The organism is Kineococcus indalonis, from assembly GCF_009906395.1.
Classification (GTDB): domain Bacteria; phylum Actinomycetota; class Actinomycetes; order Actinomycetales; family Kineococcaceae; genus Kineococcus; species Kineococcus indalonis.
Map to the genome: position 1 here is coordinate 1 of NZ_JAAALM010000038.1, position 14937 is coordinate 14937.

Annotated in this window: 13 protein-coding genes and 1 pseudogene; 6 read left to right on the plus strand and 8 right to left on the minus strand. The window is 75.3% G+C overall.

The genetic code is table 11. The features are described from left to right. Positions 1-20 precede the first annotated feature (20 nt). Positions 21-1184, minus strand: coding sequence for an amidohydrolase (locus tag GTR00_RS03795; protein WP_166610323.1), 1164 nt, complete (start codon positions 1182-1184; stop codon positions 21-23). Between the two features lie 236 nt (positions 1185-1420). Here GTR00_RS03795 and GTR00_RS03800 point away from each other — a divergent pair, with 236 nt between their 5' ends. Next, positions 1421-1798: a DUF485 domain-containing protein gene (locus GTR00_RS03800; RefSeq protein ID WP_166610314.1), complete on the plus strand. Its 378-nt coding sequence runs from the start codon at positions 1421-1423 to the stop codon at positions 1796-1798. 29 nt (positions 1799-1827) lie between these two features. Further along, positions 1828-3468, plus strand: a complete 1641-nt coding sequence (locus tag GTR00_RS03805) for a solute symporter family protein (protein WP_166610324.1) — start codon at positions 1828-1830, stop codon at positions 3466-3468. A gap of 104 nt (positions 3469-3572) precedes the next feature. On the opposite strand, the gene GTR00_RS03810 is transcribed toward GTR00_RS03805, so the two are convergent. From GTR00_RS03810 to rsmI, 3 genes are all read right to left on the minus strand, one after another. After that, the gene (locus GTR00_RS03810; protein WP_166610315.1) at positions 3573-4745 is read right to left on the minus strand and encodes a right-handed parallel beta-helix repeat-containing protein; all 1173 of its coding nucleotides are present in this window, start codon (positions 4743-4745) and stop codon (positions 3573-3575) included. A 245-nt stretch (positions 4746-4990) separates the two neighbouring features. Then, on the minus strand, positions 4991-6163 hold the full coding sequence (locus GTR00_RS03815) for a hypothetical protein (protein ID WP_166610316.1): 1173 nt from the start codon (positions 6161-6163) through the stop codon (positions 4991-4993). A 164-nt stretch (positions 6164-6327) separates the two neighbouring features. Continuing rightward, on the minus strand, positions 6328-7305 hold the full coding sequence (gene rsmI, locus GTR00_RS03820) for a 16S rRNA (cytidine(1402)-2'-O)-methyltransferase (protein WP_323132188.1): 978 nt from the start codon (positions 7303-7305) through the stop codon (positions 6328-6330). Positions 7306-7432: 127 nt separating this feature from the next. Here rsmI and GTR00_RS03825 point away from each other — a divergent pair, with 127 nt between their 5' ends. Further along, positions 7433-9070: a dolichyl-phosphate-mannose--protein mannosyltransferase gene (locus tag GTR00_RS03825; protein WP_323132189.1), complete on the plus strand. Its 1638-nt coding sequence runs from the start codon at positions 7433-7435 to the stop codon at positions 9068-9070. A 146-nt stretch (positions 9071-9216) separates the two neighbouring features. Continuing rightward, positions 9217-10158 carry a UDP-N-acetylglucosamine--N-acetylmuramyl-(pentapeptide) pyrophosphoryl-undecaprenol N-acetylglucosamine transferase gene (locus GTR00_RS03830; protein WP_166610318.1) on the plus strand — a complete coding sequence of 314 codons (942 nt, stop codon included), beginning with the start codon at positions 9217-9219 and terminating at the stop codon, positions 10156-10158. Positions 10159-10262: 104 nt separating this feature from the next. Here GTR00_RS03830 and rfbB read toward each other — a convergent pair whose 3' ends face one another. Then, the gene (rfbB, locus tag GTR00_RS03835) at positions 10263-11252 is read right to left on the minus strand and encodes a dTDP-glucose 4,6-dehydratase (protein ID WP_166610319.1); all 990 of its coding nucleotides are present in this window, start codon (positions 11250-11252) and stop codon (positions 10263-10265) included. A 20-nt stretch (positions 11253-11272) separates the two neighbouring features. Here rfbB and rfbA point away from each other — a divergent pair, with 20 nt between their 5' ends. Continuing rightward, positions 11273-12145, plus strand: a complete 873-nt coding sequence (rfbA, locus tag GTR00_RS03840; RefSeq protein ID WP_166610320.1) for a glucose-1-phosphate thymidylyltransferase RfbA — start codon at positions 11273-11275, stop codon at positions 12143-12145. A gap of 10 nt (positions 12146-12155) precedes the next feature. On the opposite strand, the gene rfbD is transcribed toward rfbA, so the two are convergent. After that, positions 12156-13001 (minus strand): dTDP-4-dehydrorhamnose reductase, encoded by an 846-nt coding sequence (gene rfbD / locus GTR00_RS03845; protein ID WP_166610321.1) that lies wholly within the window; start codon positions 12999-13001, stop codon positions 12156-12158. Positions 13002-13151: 150 nt separating this feature from the next. Here rfbD and GTR00_RS03850 point away from each other — a divergent pair, with 150 nt between their 5' ends. Then, positions 13152-13790: a dTDP-4-dehydrorhamnose 3,5-epimerase family protein gene (locus tag GTR00_RS03850; protein ID WP_166610322.1), complete on the plus strand. Its 639-nt coding sequence runs from the start codon at positions 13152-13154 to the stop codon at positions 13788-13790. Here the strand turns inward: GTR00_RS03850 and GTR00_RS25525 are convergent. Both GTR00_RS25525 and GTR00_RS26240 read right to left on the minus strand, forming a co-directional pair. Further along, positions 13747-14064, minus strand: a complete 318-nt coding sequence (locus GTR00_RS25525) for a hypothetical protein (protein WP_205704987.1) — start codon at positions 14062-14064, stop codon at positions 13747-13749. The genes GTR00_RS03850 and GTR00_RS25525 overlap by 44 nt on opposite strands. 158 nt (positions 14065-14222) lie before the next feature. Further along, a pseudogene (locus GTR00_RS26240) lies at positions 14223-14897 on the minus strand (FAD-dependent oxidoreductase); the annotation flags it as partial. Positions 14898-14937 lie beyond the last annotated feature (40 nt).

Genomic DNA, 14937 nt, shown 5'->3' on the forward strand with positions numbered 1-14937 from the left:
GCGCGGCACCGCGGGGGGGGTCAGCCCCGGGGGTCGGCCACCCGCCCGGCGCCGTCGGCCCAGCGGTAGGCGCGCCGGCCGCCCACCAGCACGTGCAGGGCGCGCGAGGGCACCTGCAGCGGGTCGCCGGACCACACGACCACGTCGCCGTCCAGGCCGGGCGCCAGGGAGCCGACGCGGTCGTCCAGGCCCAGCACGCGCGCGGGGTTGAGGGTCAGGGCGCGCAGCGCCTCGTCCGGGTCCAGCCCCTCGCGCACGGCCACGGCCGCCGACAGGGTCAGGTGCTGCACCGGCACCACGGGGTGGTCGGTGGTCAGGGCGACGGTGACGCCGGCGCGGGCGAGCACCCCGGGCACCGCGGGCGTGCGGTGGCGCAGCTCCGGCTTGGAGCGGGAGGTCAGCAGCGGGCCGACGACGGCGGGCACGCCGGCGCGCGCGAGCACGTGCGCCACCAGGTGGCCCTCGGTGGCGTGGTTGAGCACGAGGCGGTAGCCGAACTCGGTGGCCAGGCGCACGGCGGTGGCGATGTCGTCGGCGCGGTGGGCGTGCTGCTGCCACACGATCTCTCCGGCCAGGACGCGGGCGAGGACCTCCGCGTCGCGCTCGTCGCCCACGGGCTCGTCCCAGGGCTCGCCGGCGGCCAGGGCGCGGTCGCGGCGGGCGGCGTGGCGGCGGGCCGCGGCGAAGGCGTCGCGCAGCGCGGCGGCCACGCCCATGCGCGTGGTGGGGCCGCCGTTCTTCTTGGGGTTCTCCCCCAGCGCGCTCTTGACGCCCACGGGGGCGCGCAGCAGCATCTCGTCGACCGTGGCGCCCCACGTCTTCAGCGCCGCGGTCTGCCCGCCGACGACGTTGGCGGAGCCGGGCATGACGACCGCGGTGGTCACGCCCACCGAGAGCGCGTCGGCGAAGCCGGTGTCGGCGGGGTCCACGCCGTCCAGGGCGCGCAGGCGGGCCCCGCGCGGGGTGCCCTTCTCGTTGACGTCGGCGCCGTGCCAGCCCTCGCCCTCGGCGTGCACGCCCAGGTGGGTGTGCGGCTCGACGAAGCCGGGCAGGACCAGGTGGCCGGTGGCGTCCAGGACGTCGGCGCCCTCGGGGACGGCCACGTCGGGGCCCACGGCCTCCACGCGCCCGCCGCGCAGGAGCACGGTGGCCCGCTCGCGCTCCCCGGCCCAGCCCGGGGTCATGCGGAGGACGGTGCCCCCGACGATCGCCACGTCCCGCAGTGCGCTGTCCACCGGCGCAGTCTGCCCGCTGGGCCGCGCCCGCGCCGGGCGGGCCCGGCAGGACCGCGACCTTCCGGAACAGGTTCCCGACGTTCCGGAAGCCGGCCCGGCGTTTCGGGGGCACCGCGACCCCGGCGGCCGCTACCGTGACCAGCCTCACGCCCCGGCGACGGCCCGGGGAGGACGAGGAGGTTCTGGTGAGCACGACGGACCACGGTTCCAGCGGCCCGCCGTCCGGCGCGGGCGAGGCACGCACACCCTACGAGGAGGTTCGCGACTCCCCCGAGTTCCAGGCGCTGCGGCGGCGCTTCCGCCGCTTCGTGCTGCCCCTGTCGGGGCTGTTCCTCGTGTGGTACGCCACCTACGTGCTGCTGGCCGACTACGCGCACGGCTTCATGGGCACCCGCATCGGCGGCAGCAACATCACGGTCGGGCTGCTCTTCGGGCTCGGGCAGTTCGTCTCCACGTTCGTCATCACCACCGTGTACGTGCGGTGGGCGAACAAGCACTTCGACCCGGCGGCCGAGGAGCTGCGCGAGCGCGTCGAGGGCCGCGCGGGCGGTGGTGCCCGGTGAGCCTCGCCGCGACCGCCCTGCCCGCCGCCCTGCCCACCGCCGCCGCGAGCGGCACGGACATCGGCAACCCCGTCGTCAACATCGCCATCTTCGGCGCCTTCGTGGTGGTGACGCTGGCCGTCGTCATCAAGGCCAGCCGCAACAACCGCTCCGCGGCCGACTTCTACGCCGGCGGGCGCTCCTTCACCGGCCCGCAGAACGGCGTGGCCATCGCCGGCGACTACCTGTCGGCGGCGAGCTTCCTGGGCATCGCCGGCGCGATCGCCATCTACGGCTACGACGGGTTCCTGTACTCCATCGGGTTCCTCGTCGCGTGGCTGGTGGCGCTGCTGCTCGTGGCCGAGCTGCTGCGCAACACCGGCCGCTTCACGATGGCGGACGTGCTCAGCTTCCGGCTGCGCGAGCGGCCGGTGCGCACCGCCGCGGCGATCTCCACCCTGGCCGTGTCGTTCTTCTACCTGCTGGCGCAGATGGCCGGCGCCGGCGGCCTGGTGGCCCTGCTGCTGGGCATCGACTCGCGCGCGGGGCAGAACGTCGTCATCGCGGTCGTGGGCGCCCTCATGGTGCTCTACGTGCTGGTCGGCGGGATGAAGGGCACCACCTGGGTGCAGATCATCAAGGCGTGCCTGCTCGTGGTGGGCGCGGCCGTGATGACGGTGTGGGTGCTGGCCCGCTACGGCTTCAACCTCTCCGAGGTGCTGGGCGCGGCCGTGGCCGCCCCCGGCTCGGCCGGCGAGGCGCTCCTGGAGCCCGGCGCGCAGTACGGCGCCAGCGAGACCTCCAAGCTGAACTTCCTGTCGCTGGCGCTCGCGCTGGTCCTGGGCACCGCGGGCCTGCCGCACGTGCTCATGCGCTTCTACACGGTGCCCAGCTCCAAGGAGGCCCGCCGCAGCGTCGTGTGGGCGATCTGGATCATCGGCGTCTTCTACCTGTTCACCCTGGTCATCGGCTACGGCGCGGCGGCCGTCGTCGGGCCCGACGCGATCCGCGCGGCTCCCGGGCGGGCCAACTCCGCGGCGCCGCTGCTGGCCTTCGCGCTGGGCGGGCAGGTCCTGCTGGGCATCATCGCGGCGGTGGCGTTCGCCACCATCCTCGCCGTCGTCGCCGGTCTGGCGATCACCGCCAGCGCCTCGTTCGCGCACGACATCTACGCCAGCGTCATCAAGAAGGGCGACGTCACGCCCGAGGGCGAGGTGCGCGTCGCGCGCATCACGATCGTCGTCATCGGGGCCGTCGCCATCGTCGGCGGCATCTTCGCCAACGGCCAGAACGTGGCGTTCCTCGTGGCGCTGGCGTTCGCGGTCGCGGCCAGCGCGAACCTGCCGACGATCATCTACTCGCTGTTCTGGCGGCGGTTCACCACGCGCGGGGCGCTGTGGAGCACCTACGGCGGGCTGCTCTCCTGCCTGGTGCTCATCGCGTTCTCCCCGGTCGTCTCCGGCAAGACGGACCCGGCCACCGGGGCGAGCCTGTCGATGATCACCGACACGTCCGTGGACTTCTCCTGGTTCCCGCTGGAGAACCCGGGCCTGGTGACCATCCCGCTGGCGTTCTTCCTGGGCTGGCTCGGTTCGGTCACCGGCCGTGAGCGCGGCAACGAGAAGCGCGCGGCGGAGATGGAGGTGCGCTCGCTGACGGGCGCCGGCGCGGAGAAGGCCGTGCAGCACTAGGGCTCCTCGGCCACCGGCTCACGTGCGACGGCCCCGCGGCGACACGCCGCGGGGCCGTCGTGCGTGCGCCCCGCCGCCGAGCGCCGGGGCGCCCGGGCCAGCGCTCAGGCGCAGGCGGGCTTGACCGGCACGGGCAGGCGGGTGTCGGCCCAGGTGTCGGTGGAGAAGTCGATGCCGGCGGGGGCGATGACGGCGCCGTAGCGGCTGCCGTGGCCGTAGCGGTTGCGGGTGAACACGACGTTCGAGAAGTTCGCCACGCAGCTGACGTTCACCGAGTACGCGCCGCCGTTGAAGAAGTTGTCCTCGAAGCGCACGTCACCGAGGAGGCGCGCACCGGTCTCGGTGCCGAGCTGGACGGCGGCGTTGAGGAAGTCGGTGGAACCGGCCTGGCGCGGGTCGAAGGTGTTGTGACGCACGAGGATGCCGGTGCCGGAGGTGGACTGCGTACCGTCGGTGTGCACGCCGTCGGCGCGCACGAGGTCGTGCACCCAGCTGTCCTCGACGGTGACGTCGTCACCCAGGCGCGGGCCGTCGTGGGTGCCGCGCACCTCCACGCGGCGCAGGGTGTACCCGGTCCAGCCGATGGCGACCTCCGCCTTGCCGCGACCGTCGATCTCGGAGTCCTCCATGACGAACCCCGGGGCGTCCACGAGGCTGACGGCGCGCAGCTGCTCGCTGTCGCAGGTGATCCGGGAGTTGCGCACGGTGACGTCCGGGGCGTGCACGGTCAGGCAGCCCTGGATGTCCAGGCCGTCCAGGACGGCGCCGGCCTCCCAGACGTCCAGGTCGGTGGAGGCGGTGAGCTGCACGCCGGCGGGCACGCCGGTGGTGGCGGCGTCCGGGTAGCCGGCGGGGATGCTCGTGGTGTCCAGCGGCACCACGCGCAGGTACTTGGTGACCGTCTGCACCTGGTACTTGCCGCTGTAGAGCTTGGCGACCAGGGCGACGGAGCCGGTGCGGCCGGTGAGGTCCACCGTGCCGGAACCGGTGTACGAGGTGCCGTTCACGGTGACCCCGCCGAGGGTGCCGACGGCCGCGCCGTCGAGGAGGTAGGTGCCTCGGTCGAACTTCACGGAGGTGGTCAGCGCGATCGGGACCGTCGTGGCGGGGACGTTGGCCATGTTCACGCTGGAACCCTGGTACGTCATCACCGGGGTGGTGGCGGCCTGCGCGGCGGGCGCGGGCAGCGCGGGCGCGGCGGCCACGGCCGCGAGCAGCGCGGCGGCGACCAGGGGGCGGACGCGGCAGGTGCGGGAGCGCAGGGCGGTGGTGGTCACGGTGTCCTCCGGGGCTCAGCGGGGTGTTCTGCTGGAGTTCTCGGGACGGCGCGGCGCCTACTGCTTCGGCCAGGGCGGCACGGCGAACGGGTGACCCGGTGTTTCGACCGGTGACCGGTGGGGAAGGGCGCCGGTGCCGGGACGCGGCAGGACGCACGACGGCCCGCCTCCCCGGTGGGGAGACGGGCCGCGAGGGGTCGTGCGGGGTCGTGCGGGGTGGTTGCGGGGTCGTGCCGGCGGGCCGCTCAGCAGGACTTGGCGACGGGCACCGCGGTGCCGGTGTCGGACCAGGCGTTGCCGGAGAGCTTCACCTTGCCGGGCACCACCACGGGGCCGTACTTGCCACCGTGGCCGAAGCGGTTGTCGCGGAAGACCACGGAGCTGTCGACGTTGGCCGCGCAGGCCACGTTCACCGAGTAGGTGCCGCCGTTGAAGTAGTTCTTCTCGAACAGCGCGTTGCGCAGCCGCTTGGTGCCGGTCTCGGTGCCCAGCTGCACGGCGGAGTTCAGGAAGTCCTCCACGCCCGCCGTGCGCGGGTCCAGGGTGTTGTGGCGCACGACGATGCGCTCGCCGCTGGTGGACTGCAGCGCGTCGGTGTGCACGCCCGCGTGGCGCACCAGGCCGTGCACCCAGCTGTCGGTGATGACGACGTCGTAGCCCAGGCGCGGGCCGTCCTGGGTGCCGCGCACCTCCACGCGGCGCAGGGTGTACCCGCCCCAGCCGATGGCGACCTCGGCGGTGCCGTTCGCGCCGTCGATCTCGGAGTCCTCCATGACGAAGCCCTTGACGTCCTGCACCGCGACGGCGAGCAGCCGGTCGTCGGCGCAGGTCACCTTGGAGTTGCGCACCGTGACGTTCGCGGCGCGCACCGTCAGGCAGCCCATGTCCAGGCCGTCCAGGACGGTTCCGGGCGTGGTGACCACGACGTCGCCGACGGGGGTGAGGACCGTGCCCGCGGGGACACCGGTGGTGTCGGCGTTCGGCCAGCCGGCGGGGATGCCCACCGGGGTGGGCGGCACCAGGCGCAGGACCTTGTAGACGTTCTGGACGAGGTGCTTGCCCTTGTAGAGCTTGGCGGTCAGGGTGATGGAACCGCTGCGGCCGGTCAGGTCGACGGTGCCGGTGCCGCGGTGCGCGCCGTCGGGGCCGGCGGAGGCGGAGCCGATGGTGCCCACCTGGGCCGTGCCGACGAGGTAGACCCCGCGGTCGAAGGCCACCGGGGTGACGGTCTCGATGGCGATGGAGGTGGCGGGGATGCGGGCGTTGTTGACGGTGCCGCCGTCGTAGTTCATCAGCGGCGAGGCGGCGGCGTGGGCGGCGGGCGCGGCACCGGCACCGGCGCCCAGCGCCGCGACGAGCGCGGCGACGGCGAGCAGGGTGCGCGAGCGGCGGGGACGGCGGGCGGTGGCGGTGGACACGTCGGATCTCCCGGTGCGAAGGGTTTCTGGTCTCCCTCCATGCATCGGGCCCGGGCGGTGCCTACTCTCTCCGCCCGGGGAGTGCTGGCGAACGGGTGACACCCGGTTACACCCGGCCCGCGGCGGGGTAGGACCCGGCGCGGGGCGGGACCTCAGCCGGGGTCTCAGCCGGGGACCGGGCCGCGGGCGGCGCGCTGCGCGGCGGAGGCGGCGTCGTACAGCTCCCGCGCGACCGCGCCGTGCCGGCGCGCGACCTCCCGCACCGCGTCCTTGAGGCGCTCCCCGTCCCGCACGCGCTCCAGCACCCGCGCCACCAGCTCCTCCTCGTCGAGCCGGCCGGCGCCCCCCGGCGCCCCGGCGACGACCAGGCACACCTCCCCGCGCACCTCCCGCTGCGCGGCCCACCGCGCCAGCTCCCCCAGCGGGGCGCGCACGACCTCCTCGTACGTCTTGGTCAGCTCCCGGCACAGCGCGGCCGGGCGCTCGGCGCCCAGGGCCGCCGCCATCGCCGTCAGCGTGGCGGCGGTGCGGTGCGGGGACTCGAAGAAGACCAGGGTGCGCCGCTCGTCGGCCAGCTCCTGCAGCGCGCGCTCGCGCTGGCCCGGCTTGCGCGGCGGGAAGCCCTCGAAGGCGAAGCGGTCGCTGGGCAGGCCGGACAGGGCCAGCGCGGTCAGCGCGGCGGAGGGCCCGGGCAGGGCCGTGACGAGCAGCCCGGCCTCGGCGCAGGCGTGCACGAGGCGGTAGCCGGGGTCGGACACCGAGGGCATCCCGGCGTCGGTGACGAGCAGCACGGTCGCCCCGCCGGCGACCTCCTGCACCAGGCCCGGGGTGCGGGCGGTCTCGTTGTGCTCGTGGTAGCTGAGCACGCGGCCGGCGGGGGCCACGCCCAGCGCGGCGCACAGCCGGTGCAGGCGGCGGGTGTCCTCGGCGGCCACGACGTCGGCGGCGGCGAGGTGCTCGCGCAGCCGGGGCGAGGCGTCGCCGGGGTTGCCGATGGGCGTGGCGGCCAGCACGAGCCGACCGCGCCCCGCGACGGCCCCCACGGCGCCCGGGGCCTCCGCGCCGGTCCCCGGGGCCTCCGCGCCGGTCCCCGCGTCGCCCGTCCCCGTCGCGGCCCCGCCGCCGCTCCCGCTCGCCTGCACCCCCCGATCCTCGCGCACGCCGCGCCGCGGCCGGCGCGCGGCCGCCGGCGCGGGCGCGCACCTACGATGAAGCGCGTGATCGACAGCCCCGGGGACGTCGCGTGAGGCCGCTGCCGAGGACCGCGCCGTGAGCGCGACGAGCGCGGGCGCCCGGCCCGCCGCGCGCCGCTGGAGCGAGGCGGAGGCGCGCGAGCGCCTGCTGGGCGCGGAGGCGGAGACCACCGCCGAGCCGTGGTGGCGCGGGTGGGTGCCGCTGCTGGTGGTCACCGCGATCGGGGGCCTGCTGCGCTTCTGGCGCCTGGGCGAGCCGCACCAGCTCGTCTTCGACGAGACGTACTACGTCAAGCAGGGCTGGTCGCTGCTGCAGCACGGCGTGGAGCTGCGCAACGACCCCGCCCTGGGCAGCACCCCCGACGCGCTGTTCACCGCCGGCACGCCGGACGTCTTCGACACGGTGGGCGACTTCGTCGTCCACCCGCCGGTGGGCAAGTGGATGATCGGCGCGGGCCAGTGGCTGTTCGGGGTGGACTCCTCCGTCGGCTGGCGCTTCTCGGCGGCCGTGGTGGGCACCCTGTCGATCCTGCTGGTCGGGCGGGTGGCGCGGCGGCTGTTCCGCTCCACGCTGCTGGGGGTGACGGCCGCGGTGCTGCTGGCCACCGACGGGCTGCACCTGGTGGAGAGCCGCACCAGCCTGCTGGACGTCTTCCTCTCCTTCTGGGTGCTGGTGGCCTTCGCGTGCCTGCTCGTGGACCGCGACCGGGCCCGCGAGCGGCTGGCGCGGGCGGTGGCCGAGCGGGGCGCGCAGGGCCTGGGCCCGCGCCTGGGCCTGCGCGGCTGGCGCCTGGCGGCCGGGGTGAGCCTGGGCCTGGCGTGCGGGGTGAAGTGGTCGGGCGTGTACGTCGTGGCCGTCTTCGGGCTGATGACGGTGCTGTGGGACGCCGGGGCGCGCCGGGCGGTGGGCGTGCGGTCGTGGCTGCCGGCGGCGGCCTGGCGCGACGGCGTGCCGGCGTTCCTGTCCACCGTGCCGGTGGCGCTGGTGGTCTACGTGGCCTCGTGGTCGGGCTGGTTCGCCTCCAGCGCCGGCTGGGACCGGCAGTGGGGCGCGCAGCACCCGTCCCCGGGCGCCGGGGCGCTGGTGCCGGACGCGCTGCGCTCGCTGTGGCACTACCACCAGCAGGCGTACGCCTTCCACGTCGGGCTGGACAGCCCCCACCCGTACGCGGCCAACCCGTGGTCGTGGCTGGTGCAGGGGCGGCCGACGTCCTTCTTCTACGAGAAGCGGGTGCTGGGCCAGGACGGCTGCGAGGTGGCCGTGTGCTCCAAGGCGATCACCGCGCTGGGCACGCCGGTGCTGTGGTGGGCGGGGCTGGTGGCGCTGCTGGTGCTGCTGTGGTGGTGGGCGCTGCGCCGGGACTGGCGCGCGGGGGCGGTGCTGGCGGGGTACGCGGCCACGTACCTGCCGTGGTTCCAGTACCAGCACCGGACGATCTTCACCTTCTACGCGGTGGTCCTGGTGCCGTTCGTGGTGCTGGCGGTGACCTTCGCCCTGGGCGTGCTGCTGGGGCCGGACCCGGGCGCGGCGGTGCTGCGCGGCGGCGCGGACGTGGAGGCGGCGCTGCGCCGGCGGCGCCGGGGCGCGCTGGCGGCCGGTGCGGTGGTGGTCGCGTGCGTGGCCTGCTTCGCCTTCTTCTGGCCCGTCTACACGGCCCAGGTGGTCCCCTACGGGTCCTGGCAGGCGCGCATGTGGCTGCCCAGCTGGGTGTGAGCAGCACCCGGCACGGTCCTGCCGTGTTCGACGGGATCACGAAGACTTCGTGATCGTCATGTGACAGTCACCGAGGGCAGTCGCTACAGTGCGCGCTGTCACAGGCTGCTCCGTCCGGGCAGCCGCGATCGGACGAGGTCCCCTCCATGACTGCACTGCTCGTGGCCAACGACGGCGGACACCTCATGCAGTTGAAGACGCTGTCGCGCCGGCTCCCGATGGACGACACCTTCCACTGGGTGACGGTGCCGACCCCGCAGTCGGAGTCGCTGCTGGCCGGCGAAGAGGTCACCTGGGTCAAGCCGGGGCCCACGCGCGACGTCAGGGCCGCCGTGCACAACGCCCTGCTGGCCTTCCCGCTCTTCAAGCGGCGCCGGCTGTCCGCCGTGGTGAGCACCGGCTCCAGCCTGGCGGTCTCCGTGCTGCCGCAGGCGCGCCTGCGCGGCACGCCGGCCTACTACATCGAGAGCGCCACCCGCACCGACGGGCCCTCGCTCAGCGGCCGCATGCTGGCGAAGGTGCCCGGCGTGGAGCTGTACACCCAGAACTCCTCGTGGGCCTCGCGCAAGTGGAAGTACGCCGGCTCGGTCTTCGACGGCTGGCAGGCCCGCCCCACCGAGGCCCCCCGCAAGGTCTCCAAGGTCGTCGTCTCGCTGGGCACCTCGCGCACCTACGGCTTCCGCCGCCTGCTGGAGCACCTGGCTCCCCTGCTGCACGAGGCCGGCGCCGAGGTGCTGTGGCAGACCGGCACCACCGACACCAGCGGCCTGCCCGTGCTCGACCCGCGCGCCGCGGTGCCGGCCGCCGAGCTGGGCGCGGCCATGCGCGAGGCGGACCTGGTGGTCGCCCACGCCGGCACCGGCGTGGCGCTGGAGGCCCTGCAGGCGGGCAAGCTGCCGCTGCTGGTGCCCCGGCGCGCGGAGTTCGAGGAGCACGTCGACGACCACCAGGAGCAGATCGCCGGCATGCTGCGCGCCCGCGGCCTGGCCGTGGTGCGCGAGGCCGACGCGGTCAGCCCCGAGGACTTCCTGGCCGCGGCCGGCAGCGCGGTGGACCTGCGCGGGGACGCCCAGCCGCTGGCCCTGTAGGCACCCGCGCGCGCGGAGGGGGCGGTCCCGGGCCGGGACCGCCCCCTCGCCGCGCACCGCCCGCCGGGAGGCCCGGAGCGGCCCAGGAGCGGCTCAGGAGCGTTTCAGCGCACCACGGTCAGGTGCTTGAGCAGCGGCTGCCACCACTGCTCGTTCTCGCGGTACCAGGCGATCGTCGAGGCCAGGCCCTCCTCGAAGCCGACCCGGGGCTCGTAGCCCAGCTCGGCGCGGATCTTGGAGATGTCCACGGAGTAGCGGCGGTCGTGGCCCTTGCGGTCCTCCACCTGGCGCACCCGCTCCCAGCCGACGCCGAAGGCGTCCAGGACCCGCTCGGTGAGCTCGCGGTTGGTCAGCTCGGTGCCGCCGCCGATGTTGTAGACCTCACCGGGGCGACCGCCGTCGAGGACGAGCTGGATGCCGCGGCAGTGGTCGTCCACGTGCAGCCAGTCGCGCACGTTCAGGCCGTCGCCGTACAGCGGCACCGTGCCGCCGCGCATCAGCGAGGTGATGAACAGCGGCAGCACCTTCTCCGGGAACTGGTGGGGCCCGTAGTTGTTCGAGCAGCGCGTCACGACCGTCGGCACGCCGTGGGTGCGGTGGTAGGCGCGGGCGAGCAGGTCGCTGGAGGCCTTGGAGGCGGAGTACGGGCTGTTCGGCTCCAGGGCGTGGTCCTCGGACCAGGAACCGGACTCGATGCTGCCGTAGACCTCGTCGGTGGACACGTGGACGAACTTGTCCACGCCGTGCCGCAGCGCCGCGTCCAGCAGCGTCTGGGTGCCCACGACGTTGGTGTGGACGAAACCGGCCGCGCCGGTGATGGAGCGGTCGACATGGCTCTCGGCCGCGAAGTGGACCACGACGTCGGCGTGCGCGACGAGCGCGTCCACGGTCGCGACGTCGGTGATGTCGCCCTCGACGACCTCCAGGCGCGGGTCGGCGGCGACCGGGTCGAGGTTGGCGAGGTTGCCCGCGTAGGTGAGCTTGTCCAGGACCACCAGGGAGCCCACCCCGCTCGCGCCGTGGGCCCCGGTCAGGGCGGAGCGCACGTAGTGGCTCCCGATGAAACCTGCACCGCCCGTGACCAGGAGTCTCATGAGAGTCATACTACGGTGCCATGCGCGGAATCATCCTCGCCGGCGGCTCCGGCACCCGGCTGCACCCCATCACCCGGGGGATCAGCAAGCAGCTCGTGCCCGTCTACGACAAGCCGATGGTCTACTACCCGCTGTCCACGCTCATGCTGGCCGGGATCCGCGACGTCCTGATCATCACCACCCCGCACGACGCCGAGGGTTTCCAGCGCCTGCTGGGCGACGGCTCGCAGTTCGGCGTCTCGCTGAGCTGGGCGGTGCAGCCCTCCCCCGACGGGCTGGCGCAGGCGTTCCTCATCGGCGAGGAGTTCCTCGGCGGGGAGTCCGTGGCGCTGGTCCTGGGCGACAACATCTTCTACGGCCCCGGCCTGGGCTCGCAGCTGCGCCGCTTCGACGGCCTGACCGGCGGCGCCATCTTCGCGTACTGGGTCAGCGACCCCACCGCGTACGGCGTGGTGTCCTTCGACGCCGACGGCAACGCCACCGGGCTGGAGGAGAAACCCGCCGTCCCCGCCAGCAACTACGCCGTGCCGGGCCTGTACTTCTACGACCACGAGGTCGTCGACATCGCCAAGGGCCTGCGCCCCTCCCCGCGCGGCGAGCTGGAGATCACCGATGTGAACCGCACCTACCTGCAGCGCGGTGCGCTGAAGGTGGAGGTGCTGCCGCGCGGCACCGCCTGGCTGGACACCGGCACGTTCGACCAGATGCTCGCGGCGGCGAACTACGTGAGCACCCTGGAGGCGCGCCAGGGCCTGAAGATCGGCTGCCCCGAGGAGATCGCCTGGCGCAACGGCTGGCTCGACGACGACGAGCTGCGCCGGCGCGGCGAGCGCCTGGCCAAGAGCGGGTACGGGGCGTACCTGCTGGAGCTGCTGCAGCGCGCGGCCCGCTGAGCGCGGGCGGTCAGCCCAGCACGGAGGGCGCGGCCAGCTCCCAGCGCTCGCGCCACGGGCCGATCGGCTCCACCCCGGCCGCGGCCAGCTGCGAGGTGTCCAGCACCGAGAAGGCCGGCCGCGGCGCGGGGCGCACGAACTGCGCGCTGGTGACCGGTTCCAGCGCCACCCGCTCCAGCCCCGCCGAGGCCAGCACCGCGGCGGCGAACTGGTGCCAGGAGCACCGGCCCGCCGAGACGGCGTGGTACGTGCCGGCCGGGGCGCCGGCGGCCACCAGGTCCAGCGCCAGGCGCGCCACGTCCCGCGACCAGGTGGGCTGGCCGACCTGGTCGTCGACCACGGACAGCGCCCCGCGCTCGGCGCCGGCGCGGGCGATCGTCCGCGGGAAGCAGGCCCCGTGCGCCCCGTACAGCCAGGCGGTGCGCAGCACCAGCGCGTCGGCGCCGCTGGCGGCCACCGCCCACTCACCGGCGGCCTTGGTGCGCCCGTACGCCCCGCGCGGGTCGGGCAGCGCGTGCACCGGGTAGGGCTCGGTGGCGGTGCCGTCGAAGACGTAGTCGGTGGAGACGTGCACCAGGCGCGCACCGGCGGCCGCCGCGGCCACGGCGAGGTTGCGGGCGCCGACGGCGTTCACCGCGAACGCCGCGCCCTCCTCGGTCTCGGCGGCGTCCACGGCCGTGTGCGCGGCGCAGTTCACGACCACGTCCGCGCCGTCCACCGCGCGCCGGCACTCCTGCGCGGCGGTGACGTCGAGGTCGGCGCGGCCCAGGGCGCTCACGTCCTCGCCGGCCGCGCGCAGCACGTCCACGACGTCCACCCCGAGCATCCCGGTGGCCCCGGTCACGACCCAGCGCACGCGTCCCCCTCCAGCTCCCGGCCTGCCGACGGGCGGCAGCCTACGGTGACGCCCTCCTCACCGACAGCTCCGGCCCCCGCGGTGCGGGCGCTAGGGTGCGCGGTGCGCGCAGCCGCCCGGCCGCACGCACCCCGAGCGCAGGAGGAGCGCGTGCAGACGCGGGAACTGGGCATCGCCGGCGCGTGGGAGCTCACCCCCCGGCAGTTCGGCGACGAGCGCGGCACGTTCCTGGAGTGGTTCAAGGAGCCGGAGCTCACCGGCCTCACCGGCCACCCGATGGCGCTGGCGCAGGCGAACTGCTCGGTGTCGGCCGCCGGGGTGCTGCGCGGGGTCCACTACGCCGACGTGCCGCCGGGGCAGGCCAAGCACGTCACCTGCGTCGCCGGCGCCGTGCTGGACGTCGTGGTGGACCTGCGGGTCGGCTCCCCCACGTTCGGGCGCTGGGACTCCGTGCTGCTCGACGACGTGGACCGCCGCGCGGTGTACCTGTCCGAGGGCCTCGGGCACGCGTTCCTGTCGCTGCAGGACGGCTCCACCGTCGTCTACCTGTGCTCGCAGGGCTACGCCCCCGAGCGCGAGCACGGCGTGCACCCCCTGGACCCGGAGCTGGGCATCGACTGGCCGCGCACCGGCCGCGACGGGCGGGAGCTGACGCTCACCCTGTCCGGCAAGGACGAGCAGGCGCCCACGCTCGCGCAGGCCCGCGCGGCCGGCGCGCTGCCGCGCTCCGAGGCGGTGCGGGAGTTCACCGAGGGGTTGCGGGCGGCCGCCGGGCGGCCTCGCCGATGACGGCGCTGCACGTGGGGTGGGCGAACCCCACCCGCGCCGGGGTCGCCACGCCCACTCCGGCGGCCATCGCGGTCGTGACCGCCCGCACGACCTCCACGGCCTCCTCGCCGACCGCGTGCGCGCCCAGCACGACCTCGCGGCGCCGGTCGGCGACGAGCTTGAGGAAACCCCGGGTGCGGTCGTCGATGATCGGGCGCTCCAGCTGCGCGGAGGGCACCGTGACCACGTGGCAGCGCGGGTCGCGCGCGCGGGCCTCCTCCTCCGTGGCGCCCACCCCGGCGTAGTCGGGGTCGGTGAGAAACCGCCCGCGGGCAGCAGCCGGTGCGGGGCGCGCCGGGTGGGGCCCAGCACCGCGTTCTGCGCGGCGGCCTCGGCCTCGGCGTGCGCGGCCTGCACGAGCACCGAGCTGCCGGTGGCGTCCCCGGCGACGAACACGTGCGGCACCTCGCTGCGCAGGCGCTCGTCCACCGGCACGCCCGCCGGCGCGGCGGTGGTGCCGGCCGCCTCCAGGCCCAGCCCCTCCAGGGCCGCGTGCCAGCCCACGCTGAGCACCACCGCGTCGAAGGCCTCGGTGCGCCCGCGCCCGTCCTGGCGCCGGGTGAGGTCCACGGCGCCGTCCGCGCGGCGCTGGGGGCGCTCCACGCCCTCGATGCCGGTGCGCTCCAGCTCCAGCACGTGCGGGTCCACGAAGCGGGCGCGGCCCTCCAGCACCAGGTCCACGCCGAGGTCGGCCAGGCGCCGCGGGTCGGCCCTGGCCGCCTGCACCCGCGCCACGGTGGCGCGCACCCGCGCCACCGTGGCGCTCCAGTCCACCGACTGCCCGGGCACCGCGATGCCGTGGTCGGCCGCCGTGCGCACCTCGCGCACCAGCCGGGCGGTCTCGGCCAGCACCCGCGTGGGCACGCACCCGGTGTTCACGCACGTGCCGCCGGTGCGGCGCGCCTCCAGCAGCGCGGTGCGCGCGCCCAGCTCCACCGCCCGCACCGCGGCGGAGGTGCCCGCCGGGCCTGCGCCGACCACCACCACGTCGTACTCCGCCGGTCCGCTCACGCGACCAACGTGCCCCGCGTGCCGGGCACCGGCCACCGGCGGAGGTGTGAGGACCACCGCCCGGCGCAGCTCGCCGGGCGGTGGGCTACGCCGGGGC